We start from the raw sequence: 19,469 nt of genomic DNA on the forward strand, positions 1-19,469 counted from the left end.
TGGCGGACGTGCTCGTGATCGGTGGCGGCCTGGCCGGCGGCCTGCTGGCCCTGGCCCTGGCCGAGCGCGGCGCCGCCGTGACCGTTCTGAGCGGCCCGGGCCCCTGGGCGACGGACCTGAGTTATGGCGGTGTGCCCTGGTGGGCAGGCCCCCCAGGGCCGATTGGAGCGCTGATGGCCACCGCCCCGGACTGTTGGCAGGCCCTGGAGCGGCGCCACGGCCCCCTGGGCTGGTGCCCCTGCGCACTGCTGCTCCATGGCCCGGGCGGCAGCCTGGAGCGGCACCCCTACGCCCGGCTCGATGGCGAGCACTTCGCCCGCGCCCTGCCGGCGGCCCTGGAGCGGGCGGGGGTGACAACGCACAGCGGCCGGGCCACGGGCCTGCGGCCCAAGGCCGGCGGCGGCTGGGAGGTGACGCTGGCAGGACCTGCACCCCGCGAAGCAGGCAGCCTGAACGCCGATCAGGTCGTGCTGGCGGCGGGGGCGGGCAACCTGGCGCTCTGGCCAGCCCTGGCCGGCAGGCTGCTGGTGAGCTGGGCCGGGGTGCTGCAGGCCGATCGATTGCCGCCGGCGGCGGCGCTCCCCTGGCACGGCGCCTCAGGCCCAGAAACCGACGCGATCGTGATGCCCCTGGTGGGCCAGCGCCAGGCCCTGGAAGCCCGCGCCCCCACGCTCACGGCCGAGGAATGGGTGGTGGATGCGGGCCTGGCCCCCCGGGGCGAAGGCCTGTTGCTGGGGCAGACCACCCTGGTGCGGCCGGGCGGTGGGCTGGGGGAGCCTCCGGAGCCCACACCGCTGGAGGCCGCCCTGCGCGCTGAGCTGGCCCGGTATTGGCCCGCTCTGGCCGCCCTGCCGGCTCGCTTCCTGCAGGTGCCCGTGAGCTTCACCGCCTCGGGGCGGCCCTTGGTGGAACCCATCCCAGGCAGCCCGGGGCTGTGGGTGTTCAGCGGCTTCAGCGGCCCCTTTGCACTGGTGCCGCCCCTGGCGCCCCTGTTGGCCGCGGCCCTCGGCGGCGACACCCAGGCCCTGACCACCCTGACCCGCTGACAGCTGGGCTATTTGGATCAAGGGTATGGCGATCCCCTGCCGTTCAAGGTCGCAGCGCTCACGAAGATGGGGAGCTCATACCGTTCGCCCAAGGCACCCTGAGCCCGTGAAGCCATGCCGATGAGCACCGAACTGGACGCCCTGCTGCGCATGGGCCTGGCGGTGGCCTGCGGCCTGGCCGTGGGGCTCAACCGCGCCCACACCCCCACCCACCGCACCAACCGCCTGCGTGTGCATGCGCTGGTGGGGCTGAGCGCCTGCCTGATGGTGCTGGCTGCCGGACACGATCTGCAGGCCCGCAGCCATGCGATCCAGGGGGTGGCCACCGGCGTGGGCTTCCTGGGCGCCGGCGAGATCCTGGTGGAGCCCCGCAGCGACCGGGCCGGCAACGTGCAGGTGCGCGGACTCACCAGCGCCGCCTCGATCTGGTTCACCGCCGCCCTCGGCGTCACCGTGGCGGCCTCCACGCCGATCCTGGCGGCGGCGGCGCTGGGGCTGGCCCTGATCACCCTCTACGTCACCGAGAATGGCTCCAGTCAGCCCTGAGCGATGAGCGTCGAACCGACCGCGGCAGCCAGCCCAGGTGAATCTGCTTCCTTCTGGCAACTCAAACCCTGGTGGTGCCAGCCCTGGTCGATCCTGCTCACCGGCGTGGTGGCGATGCTCGGCAGCTGGCTGTTGCTGCAGCGCTGGTGGATCACCGCTCCGCTCAGCTTGGCGGTACTGCTCTGGTGGCTGCTGTTCCTGGTGCTGGTGCCCGCGAGCTACGCCGATCAGAACAAGAACTTGTAGCGATTGGAGCCATCGCCACCGGAACCGCCGCTGGCGGCCTCAGGAGCGCTTTCTGCCTTGGGCCAATCCGCTTCCCAGTAGCTGATGCCGTCACGATCGAAGGGCCGCCCTCCCAGGCGCTTGGTGTCCAGATGGGTGGTGGCCATGGAGGTGACCAGGCCGCCGATTTCCATCGGCCCGAGATCGGTTTTGAGGTCCTTGCCGGCCGAGCCGATCAGGCTGGGGAGCTGCAGCAGGTTCTCCGGCCGGATGAGCTTGCTGAACAGGGCATTGAGCAGCAACTTCTGACGTTCAAGGCGGCCGATGTCGCCCTCCTCATCGTGACGGAAGCGAATGAAACCCTCGAGATCGCGCCCCTTGAGGGTCTGCAGACCCGGCTTGAGATCGATGTAGAGCCCCTGGCTGTTGTCGGTGTAGTACATGCGCTTGGGCACATTCACCTCCAGCCCCCCGAGTTGGTCGCCGAGGCGGCGAATCGCCGAGAGGTTCACCACCATGTGGTGCTCGATCGGCCGGCCCACCTGGCGGGAGAGTTCCCGCTTCACCGCCTCCGTTCCCCCGAGGCTGTAGAGGGCGTTCGCCTTGAGCGGCCCGAAACCATTGGAGTCGATGTAGGTGTCCCGGGGCACCTGGGTGAGGCTGGTGACCCCGTTGTGCACCTTCACCAGGTACATCACATCGGTGTTGCCGCCGCCCACGTCGGTGCCCAGCACCACCAGCTCCTGATCCCCCAGGCCCGTCCAGGCGGCGAAGGGGTTAGCGAGGGCTTGGTTCTTGGTCAGCAGATCTCCCTTGAGCCAACCCGCCAATGGGCCCGCCAGCACCAGACCACCGCCGAGCCCCACGGCCGTGGCCAGCAGCACCGGAGCCCAGCTGCTGCGCTTTTTCAAGGCAGAACTTTTCATGATCTGAACTTATTTCATCCCTCTGGCCCCTCTCTTCCATCCCGGTTAAGTCCTAAGCCAGTTCGGGTTCTGACCTTTCCCCTGGCCCGCCCCCGATCCAGGGCTCGTCATGGCTGCAGAGCTTCATCCTGGCGCAGCCCCGCCTGCACCCGCCAGAGGTTGGTGTAGGCCCCGCCCCGGGCCAGCAGGTCGTCATGGTGACCGCTTTCGACGATGCGGCCCTGCTCCATTACCACGATCCGGTCAGCGTGGCGCACCGTGCTCAGGCGGTGGGCGATCACCAAGGTGGTGCGCTCGGCCGTGATCAGATCGAGGGAGCGCTGAATCGCCGCTTCGGTCTCGTTGTCGACCGCGGCGGTGGCCTCATCGAGGATCAGCACCGGTGGATTCTTGAGGATCGCCCGGGCCAGGGCGATGCGCTGGCGCTGGCCGCCGGAGAGGCGCTGGCCCCGTTCCCCCACCACCGTGTCGAGGCCCTCGGGGAGGGCGGCAATGAACGCCGAGGCCTCGGCCAACTCCGCCGCCCGCTCGATCGCCGCACGGCTGGCCCCGAAACTGCCATAGGCGATGTTCTCGGCCACGCTGCCGTGGAACAGGAACACCTCCTGGCTCACCAGGCCGATGGCGCGGCGCAGGTCGGCCAGCTTCAGCTCACCGATGGGGATCCCATCGAGCAGGATCTGACCCCGGTCGATGGCGTAGAGGCGCAGCAGCAGCTTCACGATCGTGCTCTTGCCCGAACCGGTGGACCCCACGATCCCCAGGGTGGTGCCGGCGGGCACCAGCAGATCAAAGCCTTCGAGCAACGGCGCGCGGCCCTCGTAGGCGAAATTCACCCCCTGAAACTCCAGGCGCCCGGCCACCCGATGGGGCTCCAGTGCGCGCTGGCCGCCGGGAATGGCGATCGGGGTTTCGAGCAGGTCGAGCACCCGGTTGGTGGAGGCCATCGCCCGCTGGTAGTCATCGAGGGTGCGGCCCAAGGTGGTGAGGGGCCACAGCAAGCGCTGGGTGATGAAGACCAGAAAGCTGTAGGTGCCCACGGCAATCAGCCCACGCCAGGCCTGCAGCCCGCCGATCACCAGAATCGCCAGGAAGGCGAACAGCACCGCAAAGCGAATCAGGGGAATGAAGGCCGCCGAGAGGCGAATCGCCCGGCGGTTGCTGAGCCGGTAGGCCTCACTGTCGAGCCTTAGACGTTCCTTTTCCCAGTCCTCGGCGGCAAAGCTCTTGATCGTGAGCATGCCGCCAAGGTTGTTCGCCAGTCGGCTGGAGAGGTCGCCGGCCCGCTCGCGCACATCCTGGTAGAGGGGGGCCAGGCGTTTTTGAAACACCAGCGAACCCCAGAGAATCACCGGGATCGGCAGGAAGGCCACCCCGGCCACCCCCGGTGAGAGCACCACCATGGCGCCGCCCACGGCCAGCACGGTGGTGATCAGCTGCAGGATCTCGTTGGCGCCGTGATCGAGGAAGCGCTCGAGCTGGTTGATGTCGTCGCCCAGGATCGTCATCAGGCGACCGCTGCTGCCCGCCTCGAAGAAGGCCATCTCCAGATGCTGCAGATGGTCGTAGGCCTCCAGGCGCAATTCGTGCTGCACGGTCTGGGCCAGGTTGCGCCAGAGCACCCCGTAGAGGTATTCGAACAGCGACTCGGCGCTCCAGATCGCGAACGAGAGCACCGCCAGCACGGTCAGCTGGCCAGGCACGCTGGCGACGCCGAACTGGGCCAGCCAGGACTGCTGTTGCTTGACCACCACATCCACCGCCAGGCCGATCAGCACCGGTGGCGCCAGGTCGAACAGCTTGTTGAGCACCGAACAAGAGGCCGCCAGGGCCACCCAGCGCCGGTGGGGACGAAGGGTGATCAGCAGCCGCTTCAGCGCTGGCCGCGACGAGCGTGGCTGGGGGTCGGGATCGGATCGGCGGACCATGGGGCGCGGCTGCAGAACGCCATTCAAAAGGCCAGCCCCGAAGGACGGGCCCCTGGTGTCTCCGAGCGAGCGGGCTGCTGCAGAGACCTGGCGTGTTCGCAGGGTGCCGCCTGCGTCACGCTGCGCGCCCTGCCCATGAGTTCCATCGCTGCTTCGGTGGCAAAGCACACCAAGCGGGCCTTGGCGATTTCAGTCGGTTGCCTTAGACCGGAAGTGTCTCCACCAAGGAGGTTCCCATGACCCGATCGAGAGCGTTCCATCGCTTCCATCGCTGGACAGCCAAAATCCGCCGCCGTCACCTGCGCGCTGCCCTGCCCGAGCCCCGGGAAGGGGAACTGGCCCTGCTCAAGCCCGGGGCCGATCTGCGCCACCACGACTGGGAACGGGATCAACGGGCCGATCTGATCGAGACCGAGGAGAAGCTCAGCCTCGCCTAGGGACGCCTCAGCAGCACAGCTTCCTCTCCAGGTGGAACCATCCGTGGCATGGCCTGAGCTGAGCTGGTGCTGCTGGCTCCAGGCGGTTCACCAGCGGTTACCGCCACCACCGCCGTAGCCGCCACCACCGCCACCGCCGCCTCCTCCGCCTCCGTAGCCGCCGGCACCAGCGCCGCCGCCACCGCCGTAACCACCACGGCCGCCGCCGCCTCCACCGCCTCCGGTGCGCTCACGGGGGGTGGCCTTGTTGACGCGGATCATCCGCCCCATCCACTCCACATCCTGGAGGTCGTCAATGGCTTTTTGCTCTTCGGCATCACTTGCCAACTCGACGAAGGCGAAACCGCGCTTGCGGCCGGTTTCGCGGTCGAGGGGAAGGCTGCATTGACGGACTTCGCCGTATTGGCCGAAAAGATCGACCAGATCCTCCTGTTCAGCCTGGAACGAGAGGTTGCCTACGTAAATGGTCATTCCTTGATGGGAACCTGGAACTGATTCGCTGATGCTGGGGTTCCTCAAGGAAAGCCCGTCGGAAGTCCTTACCGAGCAAGCCGATTGGAGCCTGAAAGCCTGTGAATCGGCAGCAACTTTACAGGGTCAGCGCTGGGCGTCCCAAGCGGTCTGGAGCGCCTGGATGGGGGCCCCGAGAAAAGACCACGAAGCCGGCATTCGAAAATCGAGCCAATCATTGTTAGGATTTCAACACTGTGCTCCCGGAGTGATGGCTGCCCCCGTTCCCTGGAGTCTGGCCTGGAGCAACGACGGCGAACTCGCCCCCCAGGACCGTTTCGACCTGTTCCAGAGCCTGGTCGCGACCGAGTCGGAGTCCTCTCAGTCCACGTTGATCGCCATGATCGAGCGGATGCCCCTTGATCAGGTGTCGATGCTCTCCACAGGCGATGTGACGGGCCTCTGCGCCTGAGGCGCCGAGGCGCTTTTCATCCAGCTGAGACGCCTTGCCCTGCAGGGCCTCAGCTGAACTTGAAGCGGCTGCTGGCGAGCTTGGTGCAGGTGGCCTGGGCATCGCTCAGGCTGGCGTTCTGGCTCACCTGATCCACGAAACAGGTGCAGGCATAGGAGGCCATGCCGGCCGGGGGCTCCTTGCCGGAGGCACTCACCACAGCTGAGAAACCGGCCAGGCAGAGCTGGTTGATGGTCTCAGTGGCGCTGGCGGCAGCCGGCAGGGGCATGGAGCCGAACAGGCCGGCCCCAAACACCGCCAGGGTGGTCTTCAAGGTCCAGGAAAGGGTCGGCCGTGTCATGGGGTTCACACAGGGGAACGGGTGATCTGGAGCTCCTTGTTCATCACCTTCAGGCGCTTGAGCGACTGAAACACGTCATCGGGCATGCCCGTGGGCAGGTCGATGGTGCTGTGGGTGTCGAAGATCTGAATCCGACCGATCGAGCGGCCGGCCAATCCGGCTTCGTTGGCGATGGCCCCGACGATGTTGCCGGGCTTGACCCGATCGCGCCAGCCCACCTCGATGCGGAAACGGTCCATGTTCTCCTCGCTGGGGCCGTCGCCACCCTCAGCACGCTGGGGGAAGCGACCACCCACCGAGCGGGCCGGGCGTTCGCCGCGGCGATCGAGCCCGCCGGCGGAGGGACGGTCCCGGTCCCGGGGGGAGGCCATGGACTGGCGCAGCCAGTTCTCATCACCGTGAACCAGCAGGGGACCCTGGCCCACCGCCAGTTGCAGGGCCGCCAGGGCCAGTTGGTCGGGGCTGGCGTTGATCTCCTGGGCGACCCGCTGCAGGATTTCCGCCAGCAGGGCCCGCTCTTCTTCGCTGGAGCTCGGTTCCTGAACGGTGGTGGTCAACTTCTGGCGCAGGCGATCGAGCCGGCTCTGGTTGATGGTGGCGTTGCTGGGCACCTCCATGGGCTCAATCGGGCGCCCGACGGCGCGCTCGAGGCCACCGAGGAAACGGCGCTCACGGGGGGTCAGAAACAGGATGGCGTTACCGCTGCGGCCCGCCCGGCCGGTGCGGCCAATGCGGTGCACATAGGCCTCGCTGTCGAAGGGGATGTCGTAGTTGATCACCAGGCTGATGCGCTCGACATCGAGCCCACGGGCGGCCACGTCGGTAGCAACCAGCACGTCGACCTTGCCGTTGCGCAGGCGATCGATCGTGCGCTCCCGCTGGGTCTGGGGCACATCGCCATTGAGCACCGCCACGTCGTAGCCGCTCTGCTCAAGGGATTCGGCCACCGTGAGGGTGATCGCCTTGGTGCGGGCAAAGATGATCACGCCTTCGCTGGTTTCGGCCTCGAGCACACGGCTGAGGGCTTCCAGCTTGTGGGGCGCATTCACCATCAGGTAACGCTGGCGGATGCGGCTGGCGTCGTCGCCCTTCTGGCGAATGGTGACTTCGGCTGGATCGTTCAGATACTTCTGGGAGATGCGCCGGATCTCCGAGGGCATCGTGGCCGAGAACAGCACCACCTGGCGCTGCTCGGGCAGCTGGGTGAGCACCCATTCGACGTCGTCGATGAAGCCCATGCGCAACATCTCATCGGCCTCATCGAGCACCAATGTCTTGAGGCCGGACAGATCGAGGGTGCCCTGGCGCATGTGGTCCATCACCCGGCCAGGGGTGCCCACCACCACCTGCACGCCCCGCTTGAGACGGGCGATCTGGTCGCGGAAATCAGCGCCGCCGTAGATCGGCAGGACGCGGATGTGGGGCAGGTTGACGGCGAAGCTGTTGAAGGCTTCGGCCACCTGCAGGGCTAGCTCGCGGGTGGGGGTCAGCACCAGCACCTGGGGGGTGCGTTGGTGCAGATCCATGCGGGCCAGCATCGGCAGGGCGAAGGCCGCCGTCTTGCCGGTGCCGGTCTGGGCCTGGCCCACCAGATCACGGCCCAGCATCAGCTCGGGGATGGCGGCTTGCTGGATCGGGGTTGGCTCCTTGTAGCCAAGGCTGGCGACGGCCTGGAGCACCTCGGGCACAAAGCCGAAGGAGGCAAAGCCATTGGAGCTGTCGCTGGAGGCTTCAGGGATGGTGCTGGCTGGGGTGTTGAGGGTTGTAGTCGCCGCGGCAGCGTTGGCGCCGCCATCGCTTGGATCGAGCGGGCCGATCAAGGTGGTGTCGAGTTCGGCGGCGCTGGTGGTCGCGGGAAGTTCAGCCGCGCTGAGATCAACCGTGCAGCCGAAGCTTTCGCACGCAGGGGTGTTAGTCACGTATTCGTTAAAGGGCCTTGGCCTGGATGTCCTTCAATGCAGGCCGGCAGTCACACGCTGAATCCCAAGATGGGAATTCCAAGAAAAACGGCTTGCCCTTAATCAAAGGGTGAAATTCCACCTTAACACCCGGGCTCACCTTTGCCCAGGCGCTCCGATCGAGGCTCCCTTGGGTTCGAGGGAAAACCAACCACTCCCCAGCGCCCGTCAGCGTCCGTAGTCATCGGAGACCCGCTCGATGTCGTCTTCCCGCAGTGTTGCTCCGAGCTGCACTTCGACGATCAGCAGATCCTCATCTGCGGCGCTGGCCCGGTGCAGGCTTCCCAGCGGCACCTGGAACGTGCTGCCCACGGCGCAGGCCTGGCGGCTGCCGTCCAGCTCCAGCCAACCGCTGCCCGCCACCACCACCCAGTGCTCGTCGCGGTGGTGGTGGCGCTGCAGGCTGATGCGCTGGCCAGCGCGGATCAACAGGCGCTTGACCAGATAGCCAGGGCCTTCGCCCAGGGGCTCGAACCAACCCCAGGGGCGCTCTTCCCGCGTCATCGCCGACATCGCTCGGGCTGGGCCATGTTGGCGTGGCCCAGCGGGGTTAGGGATGAACGGATCCAACTGGGACCCTGATGCGGAAGGCTGGGATCACAATCCCACCGGCACCTCGTTCAGCTCAGCCCGCCAATCGCCCTCGGTGCTGGGTGTGGTGATTGCGGCAAGAATCGATGAACCTGACCTTGTTGCCACCCTCCAGCCCCCGTTCGTCTTCAGACCATCAAGGGGGCGAGGGTGAAATGTTTCATCAGAGACGCCTGGGGCCGGGTGTTCCAGGTGGCTGCCCTATTTCACCTTCGGGGCACCTCGCTGACATCCATCAAGATGCCGGGTCATCGATGCAGAAGGTGGTTCCGGATGGAACCCAAGGGCGCACGTCAGGGGAGACTATTGGAGCAGGGTCTCTGATGGAAACGACGCCAGCAAGGCTGGCCTCGACCGGGGTTTGGGGTGAACCTCCCTCCGGTGATTGAAGTATGGGTTGGCCGCCAGAGACACTTCCATTCCGTTCACTTTTCGTTGGCATGTTGCGCTTCATAGGCCTCTGTGTTCGCGGCTTCATCAAGCAGACCTGCCAAGCCCCAGCCAGCTGGGACTTGGCGGCGTGATCAGCAGGGCCCGCCCGCGGGCGCGGGTCAGACCGGTGTAAAGCAGCCGTGGATCCCAGCGCACCGACTCCGGCACCAGCAGCAACACCTCGCCGTACTGGCTGCCCTGGGACTTGTGGATCGTCAACGCCAGGGCCGGTTCCGCACCGGGCAGCCGATCGGGATGGATCAGCCGATGCCCCCCCTGGGCCGCTGGGGCGGCGAACAGCACCTGACGCTCTCCGGCCCAGTCCACCACCACCCCCACATCGCCGTTGGCCAGCCCCTGCTCCGGCAGGTTGCGCTGGCAGAGCAGCGGCGTACCGATCGGCCAGAACCGCGGCGGCTGGCTGGCCAGCTCACCGAGCAGGGCGCGATGGATCGCTTCGACGCCCCAGGGGCCCCCGCGCACGGGGGTGAGCAGCACGCAGGCCTCCAACTCCTCAAGCAAGGGCTCCACTTGAGCCTCCTTACCCTCGAGCTGGCTCGCCAACTGGCCCAGGCGACGTAGGTGGCGCTCCAGGCGCTGGCGCAGAACCGGAGGCAGCCGCCCTGGAGCGGCGCTCTGCCATTGAAGGTTGGCCCCTTCGCCAAGCCCCTCTAGGGCTCGCCTCAGCGCCACTGGATCATGGTCACCCCGCTCCGCACCACGCAGGACGGCCGCCACCTCCGCCAGGGCCCCGTTGTTGCGGTAGATGGTGATCAGTTCGACGGCGGCGGTCCCCAGGGCCCGGAGGTTGCCCGGCCGGTGCAGTTCAAGCAGCACTGGCCCAAGGCCCACGGGCGGCAGCTGGGCCGGGTCCCCCACCAGCAGCAACCGCGCCGGGTCCGGCAGGGCCTCCAGCAGGGCCTGCATCAAGGGCAGATCCACCATCGACAGCTCATCCACCACCAACAGATCAAGGGCGAGGGGATGGCGGCGGTTCCGGCGGAATGTGTCACCGGTGCTCTCGAGCAACCGGTGCAAGGTGGTGCAGGGTGCCTCGGCCAGCCGGGCGGCGATGGGGGCCGGCACGCGCCCAAGGCCCTCGCCGATCGCCGCCTTGAGCCGGGCCGCCGCCTTGCCGGTGGGGGCCGCCAGGTGCAGACGCAGGCCAGGTAAGGGACCCTCGGCGTCCTGCTCCAGGGCCGCCGCCAGCATCTGCACCACGGTGCTGGTCTTGCCCGTGCCGGGGCCGCCCCCCAGCAGCACCAGTCCATGGCCCAGCAGGGCCGCCACCGCCTGTCGCTGGCGCGGATCGAGGGCGCCACGGCTGCCCGCCCGGTCCACGGCTGCGGCGATCAGCTCCGGCCCCGGTGCCTGCGGCCAGGGGCGGTTGGCCCGCTCGATCAAACGGCCGATCACCTGCTCCTGCAGCTCGTACCAGCGGCGCCAGGCGAGCTGGTCGCCCCGCAGCACCAGGGGAGACTCGGGGAGATCGCGCGCCAGGGGGGAGGCGGCCAGGGCCCGGCGGTGGCCGTCGGGCCAGGCCTCGGCCGAGAGGCCCTCCGGGGCAGGGCCCATCAACGCGAGCGCCAACTCACCCCGCTCCATGGCGCGGGTCAGGGCCGTGATCGCCTCGGCCACCAGCGGATCGGGGGCTGCCCCAACCAGCCGCGGCAGCGCCTCGGCCAGGGCCTGGCCCAGGGCCCCAAGCCAGGGGGCCTCGCCGGCGAGGCTCATGGCAGGCCCTCCCGCAGCAGCTGGTCCAGTGCCAGGGTGCGCTCCAGCGGCGGCTGATCCACCAGCATCCCCGGCACGGGATCGGCCGCGGTGGGGCCCGGCACCCCACGCAGGAACACGTAGACGTAGCCGCCCAGATCGCGTTCGGGCCGGTAGCCCGGCAGGCGCCAGCGCAGGTAGCGGTGCAGGGCCACCAGGTAAAGGTGCGCCTGCAGCGGGTAGTGGTGATGAAGCATCTGCTCCTCCATCGCCGCCACCGTGTAGTGGGCCGGCCCGCAGGCCAGCGGACGGTTCTCGCCGTCGCGCAGCCCCAGCCAGTTGCTCTTCCAATCGGCCACCCACCAACGGGGGTGGCCCTGGGGATCAGGGGCCGTGAACACCAGATCGATCGAACCGGTGAGAAAACCGCGGCTGGCCACATCCAGCTGGGCGAGCTGCCTGGCGTAGGCCGCTCCGAAGCGGCCGCCGGGGTGGTGGGCGAACACCTCGGCCAGGCCGCGGGCCCGCACCAGCCGTTGGGGCCCAGGCGGGAGCCGCTGGCCCTCGCCCAGCGGTACCGCCAGGGGCAGATCGAAGCTGAGTTCGTTGAGGCTCAGGCTCCGCGGCAGATCGGCCAGGGCAAAGCCCCCCAGGGCGCCGCCCATGGGGGTGTGCCGCAGCCAGTCGAGGCCCTCCAGCACCGCCTCCAACTGCTCGATGGGCAGGCCGGCCCGCCGCAGCTCCCGGCCCACCAGCAGGCGCTGGTCGTCACTGCCGGCGGGCTGTTGATGGTCGATCTGCTCAAGAATGCGGTGCAGACAATCGCCGGCGGCGGCGCCGCGGGGGAACGCCGCCAGGGGGCCGCGATCGGGCCAGGCCTCGGGCGCTCCGGGGGCAGCCGTGGCCTCGGAGGCAGCCAGCCCGGTCACCCCCTCTGGCGCCCCTTCTGCCGCCCCATCCGTTTCCCGCCCCTCCTCCAGGGCGATCGGCCCAAGTCCCTCGGCGGCGGCCTGGGTCCAGCTGGAGTAACTGCTGCGGCCCCAGCGACGATCGAGGGGGCGAAGGGGCACCGGGCCGCACTCCAGCACCCCCTCAGGCGCCGGAGCCTGCCAGCGATCGGCGGGTGCCCCTGGGGCCGGCAGCTCGAACGGCTCGATCAACTGGAGCGGCAGGCCCGAGGCCTCCAGCCGTTGCTCCAGCCCCTCCCGCCAGCTGGCAACAGTTGGGGCGCTGCCGAAGCGCTGCTCACCGAACAGCCAGCTGCGCAGGGGGTCGGAGTCGGGTTCCCCGGCGGCAGCCCAGACCAGCACCAACAGGTCACGGGCCCGGGTGGCGGCCACATAAGTGAGGCGTTCCAGCTCCTGGACCTCGGCGGCACGGGCCTGGGCCCTGGCGGCCAACCCCTCGGCCCACTGGTGGTTGAGGTGCAGATCCCAGCGGGGAGCGACGCTGTCCGTCGGCGTCCAGCGCCGCCCCAGACCTTGCTTCGGTCGCTTCGAAAGCCCCCGCCAGAGGCTGGGAGCGATCACCACCGGGTACTCCAGGCCCTTGCTGCTGTGAATGGTCACCACGGCCACGGCGGAGCCCAGCGCATCGCTGTAGCGCTGATGGGCTTCGGGCACGGGGCGGACCGGCTCCAGCCGCTGGCGCCGCAGCCAGTCGGCGGCGGCGGCCGCCCCCAGGCCCTCCCGGTGCATCTGTTCCTGCAGCAACCGGGCCACCTGCTGGAGATCAGCGAGCAGGCCACCGGCGAGGGACAGCCCCGCCAGCTCGGCACTGCCCAGCAGCTGGCCCAGCACCGCCAGCAGCCCGTCACGCTCCAGGGCCGCGGCCAGCTGGCCCACCCTGGCGCCGAGGCGATCAAGGGCGCGCGGATCAGGATCCGCCAGCTCCGCGGGGCTCCAACCCAGCAGCGGCGAAGCCGCCAGCAGCCGCAGGGCCGAACCCCTGCCGGGATCCGCCAGGGCCTCCAGCAACCGCTGTAGCACGGTGGCCCCGTCGCTGGCGAACACACTCCCCTGGCTGATCAGCCGACTGGCGATGCCCCGGCGCTCCAGCGCCTGGCGCAGGGCCTCCGCTTCCCGGTGCTTGTTCACCAGCAGGGCGATGTCGGCGGGAGCGAGGGGGCGGCTGGTGTCGCCTTCGCGCAGGATCAGACCGCGACGCAGCAGATCGAGCACCAGCTGGGCCACCTGGGCCGGGAGGATGGCATCGATCTCCCCCAGGGTTCCCGACTCGGCCAGGCTGCATTCCCCCGCCAGCCAGAGCAGCTGCAGAGGAGACTCCCCCGGCGGCAGCTCCAGGGCATGGCTGGCGGCCTTGGCGGGGTTGGCCCGCACCTGGGGCACAGGCAACTCACTCCGGATCAGCCCTGCCGGCGGCATCAGGCCATTGAGACAGGTGATCAGGGCCTCGCTGGAGCGGAAGTTCTCGTTCAGTTCAGTGATCGAATCGACGCGTTTCCGGGCAGCGCGGTATGTGTCCAGGTCGCCGCCGCGGAAGCGGTAGATCGCCTGTTTGGGGTCGCCCACCATCAGCAGCAGGTGCTCCGGGCCGGTGAAGGCGCGCTGGAGGATGCGCCACTGGATCGGATCGGTGTCCTGGAACTCATCCACCAGGGCCACCCGGTAGCGGCGCCCCAGTGCCTCCAGCAACTCAGCGTGGTCGGTGCCCTCCGGGCCGGGGTCCAGCCCCTCCAGCAACTGGGCATATCCCAGGCGGCCACTGCTCTGGCGCCGGCGGGCCAGCTCCGAGCGGCCCCCATGGGCGGCATGGAGCAGCAGCGCTTCGGCCGGCCCCTCCACCAGATCGGCGATCGCTCGCAGCAGCGGCGCCTCCGGCAGGGAGGGATCCTCTTCACCCGCCCTGCGGGCCGCGGCGCTGAAGGGGCCGGGGTGGAAGTAGTCGCGCAGTTCTTTCTGCTCAAGCAGGGCGGCATAGGAGCCTTGCTTCGGCTGGGTCTCCAGCCAGCCCGTCATCAGGCCGATCCGATCCTTGGTGGGCTTGGGGACATAGGGCTTTGGATCAGCGCCTTCCGACCTCCATTGGGCCGCAGACGACTTGAAGGATTCTTCGAGGCCTTCAGCCCGCTCCGCCCACAGCGCCTGAAAACGATTCCAGCGCTCCTCCCAGAGGGCCACCAGCTGGGGGGCCAGGGGCTCGCTGGGATCGAGGCCCTGGGGCAGGGGATCCAGCTCCAGGGACGGATCGCTCTCCAGCTGGGCAAGCTGATCCTCCAGCGCCCCGGGCGTCACCCCGAGGGAAAGGACCCCCTTCAGCAGCTCCACGGGCAGGGCCACCACCTGGGCCTGCCAGTAGTCATGGGCCACCTGGCGCACGAGGGTGCGCGCCTCCGGATCGATCTCCAGATCGGGAGCCAGGCCGGCCTCGAGGGCCTGGCGGCGCAGGCTGCGCTGGCCGAAGCCGTGCAGGGTGGTGATGTCGGCGCGATCGAGGTCATCGAGGGCCAGCAGCAGCCGGCCCATCAGCTGGCGACGGCCGGCGCGATCGACCGGTTGACGCGCGAACCAGCGCTCCAACACTGGATCGGGAAAGGTGGGCAGCGCCTGCTGCGCCGGCTCCAGCGCCGTGAGCGCCTGCTGCAACCTCCGGCCGATGCGATCGCGCAGTTCGGCGGCGGCGGCGTTGGTGAAGGTGACCACCAGCAGCTCAGCTAGAGGCAGGCCGCGCTCCAGCACCAACCGCAGCACCAGGTGCGCCAGGGCGAAGGTCTTGCCGGTGCCGGCGCTGGCCTCCAGCAGCCGCACCCCGGGTTCAAGGCTGAAGACGTCGGCATCGAAGACACCCGCCGGAGCGCTCATCGCCCTCTCTCCTTGCCCGCTTTTCCCTTGCCCGCTTTCGCCTTGATCACATGGTCCAGCACGGGGCCGTAGAGGGCCTCCGCCGCCGCCGAGAAGGGCTCGCCGAGCAGCGCCTCGATGGGGGTGTCGGCGCCAAAACAGGCCGCCAGCTCAGGGGTCTGCCGTTCCCCTGTGGACTGTCCTCTCCCCTGCCAGGCAGCGGCCGCCTCGGCCGGGCCGCTGCCCGGCGCTTTGCGCTCGGCCTCCACGAACGCCCAGCCGGTCTTGGGGGGCACGGGCCAGCAGGCGCCCCCCAGCTGCTCGCGCAGGGCGAGGAGCGCCTCCAGCTGTCGGCGGGCCTGATCGGCCTCCGGGGCCTCCAGGCGGAGGATCTCCGCGAAGGTGTCCTCGGTCTTCCCCGGGCGGGCCACCAGCACCCCAGCGGCCGGCGCCTCCCCGGCGGCGGCCGCCAGCAGCAACCTCAGCCAGAGGTCGAGGCGCTGGGCCACCCCATCCCTGGCGGTGTGGGTGAGCACCAGCCAGGAACCACGCCAATCGAGTTCCAGACTGAGACCTTGCCAGCGGCTGGTGGCGCTGTGGGGTGTCCCCAGCCCCTCCAGCACCTCAGCGAGGGTGCGCCAGCGGCCCTCCATCAAGGCCGCCTCGAGCCCCCCCCCCGATCCGGCCGGAACCTGGCTCCGGCCCCGGTCCAAAGCGAGCCAGTCCGGTGGCTCAGCCGCGCGCCGATCAGCGAGGGCCTGATCCTGCAGTTGAGCCCGCAGCAGCGCCGAACGCTGGAGCTCATTGAGTTCCAGATCTTCCAGGTCATCCACCGGCTCATGCCACTCGCCGGGGTTGATCCCCAGCTGGCGCAACCAGTGCTTCTGGGGAGCCATCAACCAATCGCGCAGGTCACCGGCGGGATCGCCTGAGCTGCGGGGGGGAGGTTCCCGCAGGGCCAGGGGCAGGGTCATCTGAGCGTCTCCCTGCTCCAGCAAGCGCAGGGCGTCCAGCAGGCGGCGGTCGCAGCTGGGGGAGGGCCGGGGCGGCTGGGCCAGGAAGTTGGCGCGATCGAGCGGGTTGGCCGGGTGCGTGATCGTGAGAGCGGAGGCCCCGCCCGCCAGGCGCTGGCCCAGCGTCTCCAGCAGCTGACGCACCGGCGTCGCCGGCATCAGCTCCTCGCCGCTGCGCTCGTCGCGGTTGCTCCAGCTGATCAGCAGGTGGCGGCGCGCCGAGAGCAGGGCCTCGATCAGCACGTAGCGGTCCTGGTCCGCCGGGCTGGGGTCACCCAGGCGCCGCTGGCGCTCCAGCAGGTCAAACCCCGGGCGCTCCTTCTGGCGGGGAAAGACGCCGGCGTCGAGGCCCATCAGCACGATCACCTTGTGGGGGATGGCCCGCATCGGCTCGAGGGCGCTGATGGTCAGCGCTCCGCTGCGATGGCCGAAGCGGCCGCTGTCGACCGAGAGACGTTCCTCCAGCACCGCCGCCACCACCGGCGCCCCCAGCTCCAGGCTGGTCTCTCCGGCGCTGCGCACCCAGTCGTCGTTGGCGGCCAGGATCGCCTGGCGCTCCCAGCCCCGCTCGCCGCCCTCACCGAACAGATCGTCGAGCAATTCCACCAGCAGGGTGCCCCAGCTCCCTGAGGTGCGAGGTTGGCGCAGTCGCAGAAGCCAGCGGCGCAGGCTGAGCAACAGCTGCAGGCCACTGCCCTGGGACTCCAGGCTGCCGGCCACCGCCAGGGGAGCCGCATCCCCCAGGGCCAGGCCCGGCTGATCCGGCAGCACCAGGCCCAGCAAAATTCGATCGATCGCCCAGCTGAGGCTGTGCTGACGCCCACCGCCGCGCTCCTGGCCATCGAGCCCCCAGCGGAAGCCCGCCGTCTGGAGCAGGGTCGTGAGCCGCGGGCCGTCTACGGCGGCGAGCCCGAAACGCTCCAGCAGCGCCCCGTTGCCGAGCAGCACCTCCAGGGCCGTGGCCGTGAGTCGCTCCCCACCCAGCCGCAGCAGGCCCAGCAGGGCCGTGGCCAGACCGGCCTGGCTTTGCTGGCTGCGGTCGGTGAGGCGCCAGGGCAACGCCACACCCGTGGCGGCGCTGTCGCCCAACACCGAGGCCACCAGGGGGGCGAAGGTCTCCACCTGGGGGGTCATCACCAGGATGTCCCGCGGTTCGAGCGTGGGATCGGCCGCCATCAGCTGCAGCAGCCGGTCGCGCAGGATCTGCACCTGGCGCAGATGGCCCGGGCAGGGGTGGAACTCCAGGGAGCTGTCGCCCGCCGCCAGCACCCAGGGGGGTTGAGCCCTATCGGACTGCCGCTCCGGCTCAGGGGACCCAGGGCCCTCGGCCGGCCCCACCAGATCCTGCTGGATCTGCTCCAGCAGGCTGGGCTCCCGCCCCTGCTGGGCGCTGACGGCGGCGGGCAGGAAGAACAGATCCCGGCCTTCCCACTGCCCCAGCTGGGCTTCACCGGTGCCCTCCAGTAACTGCTGGAACTCGGCCCCCAGGCGGCCGAACAGCCCCTCCAGCCGTGGTGCCTCCAGCACCCATTCGCCCGTGAACGGCGTGCGCCAAGCCTCCGCCTCCTGGAGCTGCTGGCGGCGCGTGCGGCAGCGGCGCCAGAGGTCGCCGCAGGGGGTGAGCAGGTACAGCTCCACATCGACCGTGCCCGAGAGGGCCTGCAGCAGCTCCACCTGCAGCGGCGCCAGGCTGCTGAGGCCGAACAGCCGCAACGGTTGGTCACTGGCCAGGGGCGCGTGGGTGCCCCGGCGCAGCTGCTCAATCGCCCGCTTCACCCGCAGGCCGAAGGGCTCGACGCCAAGGCGGTCCCGCAGGCGCCTTAGCAGCAACGGCTGCCAGCGCTGCTGGGCCGGCAGTTCCCCGCCCAGACCGTCGCCATCCCCGCCCCGCCACCAGTGCTCCAGCAACTCCGGGCGGTAGAGGGCGTAGTCATCGAAGGCATCGGCGATGGCCCGGCCCAGCTGCCACAGGGGCAACCCGAGGCTCTCCCCTCGCCGCCGTTCCAGCCAGCGGCGCAGCAGGGCGGCCTCTGGCTCCTGCACAAGCTCACCGAGCAGCTCCAGCACGGGCCAGACCAGCTCCGTGGCCCGCCAGGGGTCCACCGCCGGCGGGCTGGTGGTGGAGCAGGCACCCTCCCCCAGCAGCTCCTCCACCAGCTGGCGCAGGCGGCTGCTGGGAAAGGGAAAGCGCAGATGGGCGGCGATGCCATCGGCGTAGGCCGCCTCAGCGCCGGAGACGCTCTGGTCCGTGCTGCCCAGGTGCAGGGCCAGTTGCTCCCCGAGCCAGCGGCTGGTGGGCCAGGTGTTCACCACCACCTGGGCCTGCTCAAACGGGCCGGCGGGACTGAGTTGCAGGCGGGCGGCCAGCAGCCGGGCGAGGAACTCCACCCGGTTGCTGCGATAGACGATCAGCAAGGGCTGCCGAGCAGGGCCTCGCGGGGCTCCAGCCAGCGGGAGCCGGGTCCGCGTCGGCCGTGAACCTGGCGCTGGGCGCCGGTTTCCGGGCAGTAGGCGGTGAGCGTGCCGCCGTAGCAGGCACCGGTGTCGATGGTGATGATGTTGTTGGGGCGGCGGTGCACCCGGGTGCTGGGGGTGTGGCCCACGATCACCTCGCCGAAACGCCCGTCGTAGTGGTCCCAGAAGGGCTCGCGCACGGACAGATCCGGCTCCCAGGTGTGGGGATCGAAGCCCGCGTGGGTGGCGACCCAGCCGCGGCCCCAGTAGGCCAGGGGCAACTGCTCGAGCCGCTCCAGCCACTGGCGGCAGAGGCCCTCGCCCAGGTGGCGATAGGTGTCGCAGCCGGCCAGATCCCGCTGGGCTTTCCAGGTGCCCAGGCGCAGGGCCCGAACCAGCTTGAACTCATGGTTTCCCATCAGCCACACCCCCCGGCCGGAGGTCACCAGCGACCAGGCCAGTTCCATCGACCGCTCGATCTCGGGGCCGCGGTTGATCACATCACCACAGAGGATCAGCCGGTCGGTGGCGGGCAGAAGCCCCAGCAGATCGCAGAGCGAATCAGCGCATCCGTGGACGTCGCCGATCACCCAATGGCGAAGCGGATGGGGCCGGAGCGTCATGCAGAGCACATGCTGGTTTGAGTCTGACCTGAAGGGGGTGAATCTGTCAGCCCCCCCATCGATGAACGTCAACACCAGTTGATGGTGTCCCCGGTTACCTTGCGGACTGCTGATGCCGTCCGGCCCATGGACCCTCGGTCGCTGCCGGTTGCCCGCCGGGTGCAACTTCTGGTCAAGGCGCTGAACGGCGCCGAGCGCACCAACGAGGCCCTGGCCCGCTGCAGCGATGGCGACGGCATGGTCGCTGTGCTGGTGGATGCCTCCAACAAGCTGGGGCTGGGACTCAGCCGCGAGGACCTCCTGGCGACGCCGCCGATCCGCGACTGGATCTGGTGGAAGAACAAAGAGGCCCTGCTGACCCTCGGCGACAACGTGCCGCGCTATCAGCAGGATGGCCGCCAGCAGCGGGAACGGCAGCGCCAGCAGGAGCTCCAGCCGCCCGACTCCAGCGATCCCGCCAGCACCGATGGGCCCCGCAAACGCTTCTTCGGGCTGTTCTGAGGCCTGAACCAGAT

16 protein-coding genes are annotated in these 19,469 nt (G+C 69.5%); 6 read left to right on the top strand and 10 right to left on the bottom strand.

Translation table 11 applies throughout. From position 1 onward, the window contains the following. Positions 1 to 8 precede the first annotated feature (8 nt). The 3 genes from KBZ13_RS14650 (at position 9) to KBZ13_RS14660 (ending at position 1,838) form a co-directional block, all read left to right on the top strand. Complete coding sequence (locus KBZ13_RS14650; RefSeq protein ID WP_255010578.1) at positions 9 to 1,046, top strand: FAD-dependent oxidoreductase; 1,038 nt, start codon at positions 9 to 11, stop codon at positions 1,044 to 1,046. 120 nt (positions 1,047 to 1,166) lie between these two features. Then, positions 1,167 to 1,592, top strand: coding sequence for an MgtC/SapB family protein (locus tag KBZ13_RS14655; RefSeq protein WP_255010493.1), 426 nt, complete (start codon positions 1,167 to 1,169; stop codon positions 1,590 to 1,592). A 3-nt stretch (positions 1,593 to 1,595) separates the two neighbouring features. Continuing rightward, on the top strand, positions 1,596 to 1,838 hold the full coding sequence (locus KBZ13_RS14660; protein WP_255010495.1) for a DUF6737 family protein: 243 nt from the start codon (positions 1,596 to 1,598) through the stop codon (positions 1,836 to 1,838). On the opposite strand, the gene KBZ13_RS14665 is transcribed toward KBZ13_RS14660, so the two are convergent. Together KBZ13_RS14665 and KBZ13_RS14670 are read right to left on the bottom strand one after the other, a co-directional pair. Beyond that, positions 1,820 to 2,743: an LCP family protein gene (locus tag KBZ13_RS14665; protein WP_409995668.1), complete on the bottom strand. Its 924-nt coding sequence runs from the start codon at positions 2,741 to 2,743 to the stop codon at positions 1,820 to 1,822. The two genes, KBZ13_RS14660 and KBZ13_RS14665, sit on opposite strands and share 19 nt — an antisense overlap. 107 nt (positions 2,744 to 2,850) lie before the next feature. After that, positions 2,851 to 4,671, bottom strand: coding sequence for an ABC transporter ATP-binding protein (locus KBZ13_RS14670; RefSeq protein WP_255010498.1), 1,821 nt, complete (start codon positions 4,669 to 4,671; stop codon positions 2,851 to 2,853). Positions 4,672 to 4,907: 236 nt separating this feature from the next. Here KBZ13_RS14670 and KBZ13_RS14675 point away from each other — a divergent pair, with 236 nt between their 5' ends. Further along, positions 4,908 to 5,108, top strand: coding sequence for a hypothetical protein (locus tag KBZ13_RS14675; protein WP_255010501.1), 201 nt, complete (start codon positions 4,908 to 4,910; stop codon positions 5,106 to 5,108). An 87-nt stretch (positions 5,109 to 5,195) separates the two neighbouring features. Here KBZ13_RS14675 and KBZ13_RS14680 read toward each other — a convergent pair whose 3' ends face one another. Then, positions 5,196 to 5,579 (bottom strand): RNA recognition motif domain-containing protein, encoded by a 384-nt coding sequence (locus tag KBZ13_RS14680; RefSeq protein WP_255010505.1) that lies wholly within the window; start codon positions 5,577 to 5,579, stop codon positions 5,196 to 5,198. A 250-nt stretch (positions 5,580 to 5,829) separates the two neighbouring features. On the opposite strand from KBZ13_RS14680, the gene KBZ13_RS14685 reads away from it, so the two are divergent. Then, entirely contained in the window at positions 5,830 to 6,030 is a 201-nt protein-coding gene (locus KBZ13_RS14685) for a hypothetical protein (protein ID WP_255010506.1), read from the top strand. 49 nt (positions 6,031 to 6,079) lie between these two features. Here KBZ13_RS14685 and KBZ13_RS14690 read toward each other — a convergent pair whose 3' ends face one another. The 7 genes from KBZ13_RS14690 to KBZ13_RS14720 all read right to left on the bottom strand — a co-directional run bounded on the left by KBZ13_RS14690 (position 6,080) and on the right by KBZ13_RS14720 (position 18,954). Continuing rightward, positions 6,080 to 6,370 (bottom strand): hypothetical protein, encoded by a 291-nt coding sequence (locus tag KBZ13_RS14690; protein ID WP_255010512.1) that lies wholly within the window; start codon positions 6,368 to 6,370, stop codon positions 6,080 to 6,082. A gap of 5 nt (positions 6,371 to 6,375) precedes the next feature. Continuing rightward, positions 6,376 to 8,289: a DEAD/DEAH box helicase gene (locus KBZ13_RS14695; protein WP_255010513.1), complete on the bottom strand. Its 1,914-nt coding sequence runs from the start codon at positions 8,287 to 8,289 to the stop codon at positions 6,376 to 6,378. Between the two features lie 207 nt (positions 8,290 to 8,496). After that, entirely contained in the window at positions 8,497 to 8,832 is a 336-nt protein-coding gene (locus KBZ13_RS14700; RefSeq protein WP_255010537.1) for a phosphomannose isomerase type II C-terminal cupin domain, read from the bottom strand. A 564-nt stretch (positions 8,833 to 9,396) separates the two neighbouring features. Further along, positions 9,397 to 11,085 (bottom strand): AAA family ATPase, encoded by a 1,689-nt coding sequence (locus KBZ13_RS14705; protein WP_255010540.1) that lies wholly within the window; start codon positions 11,083 to 11,085, stop codon positions 9,397 to 9,399. After that, positions 11,082 to 14,885, bottom strand: a complete 3,804-nt coding sequence (locus KBZ13_RS14710; protein ID WP_255010542.1) for a UvrD-helicase domain-containing protein — start codon at positions 14,883 to 14,885, stop codon at positions 11,082 to 11,084. The genes KBZ13_RS14705 and KBZ13_RS14710 overlap by 4 nt, the downstream gene beginning before the upstream one ends. After that, complete coding sequence (locus tag KBZ13_RS14715) at positions 14,882 to 18,292, bottom strand: exodeoxyribonuclease V subunit gamma (RefSeq protein WP_255010544.1); 3,411 nt, start codon at positions 18,290 to 18,292, stop codon at positions 14,882 to 14,884. Before KBZ13_RS14715 ends, KBZ13_RS14710 begins: the two co-directional genes overlap by 4 nt. Beyond that, the gene (locus tag KBZ13_RS14720; RefSeq protein WP_255010545.1) at positions 18,286 to 18,954 is read right to left on the bottom strand and encodes a metallophosphoesterase; all 669 of its coding nucleotides are present in this window, start codon (positions 18,952 to 18,954) and stop codon (positions 18,286 to 18,288) included. Before KBZ13_RS14720 ends, KBZ13_RS14715 begins: the two co-directional genes overlap by 7 nt. 126 nt (positions 18,955 to 19,080) lie before the next feature. Here KBZ13_RS14720 and KBZ13_RS14725 point away from each other — a divergent pair, with 126 nt between their 5' ends. Then, positions 19,081 to 19,455, top strand: coding sequence for a hypothetical protein (locus KBZ13_RS14725; RefSeq protein WP_255010547.1), 375 nt, complete (start codon positions 19,081 to 19,083; stop codon positions 19,453 to 19,455). The last annotated feature ends 14 nt before the right edge of the window (positions 19,456 to 19,469 follow it).

It is taken from the genome of Cyanobium sp. ATX 6F1, assembly GCF_024346315.1.
In the GTDB taxonomy this organism is placed as follows: Bacteria; Cyanobacteriota; Cyanobacteriia; order PCC-6307; family Cyanobiaceae; genus ATX-6F1.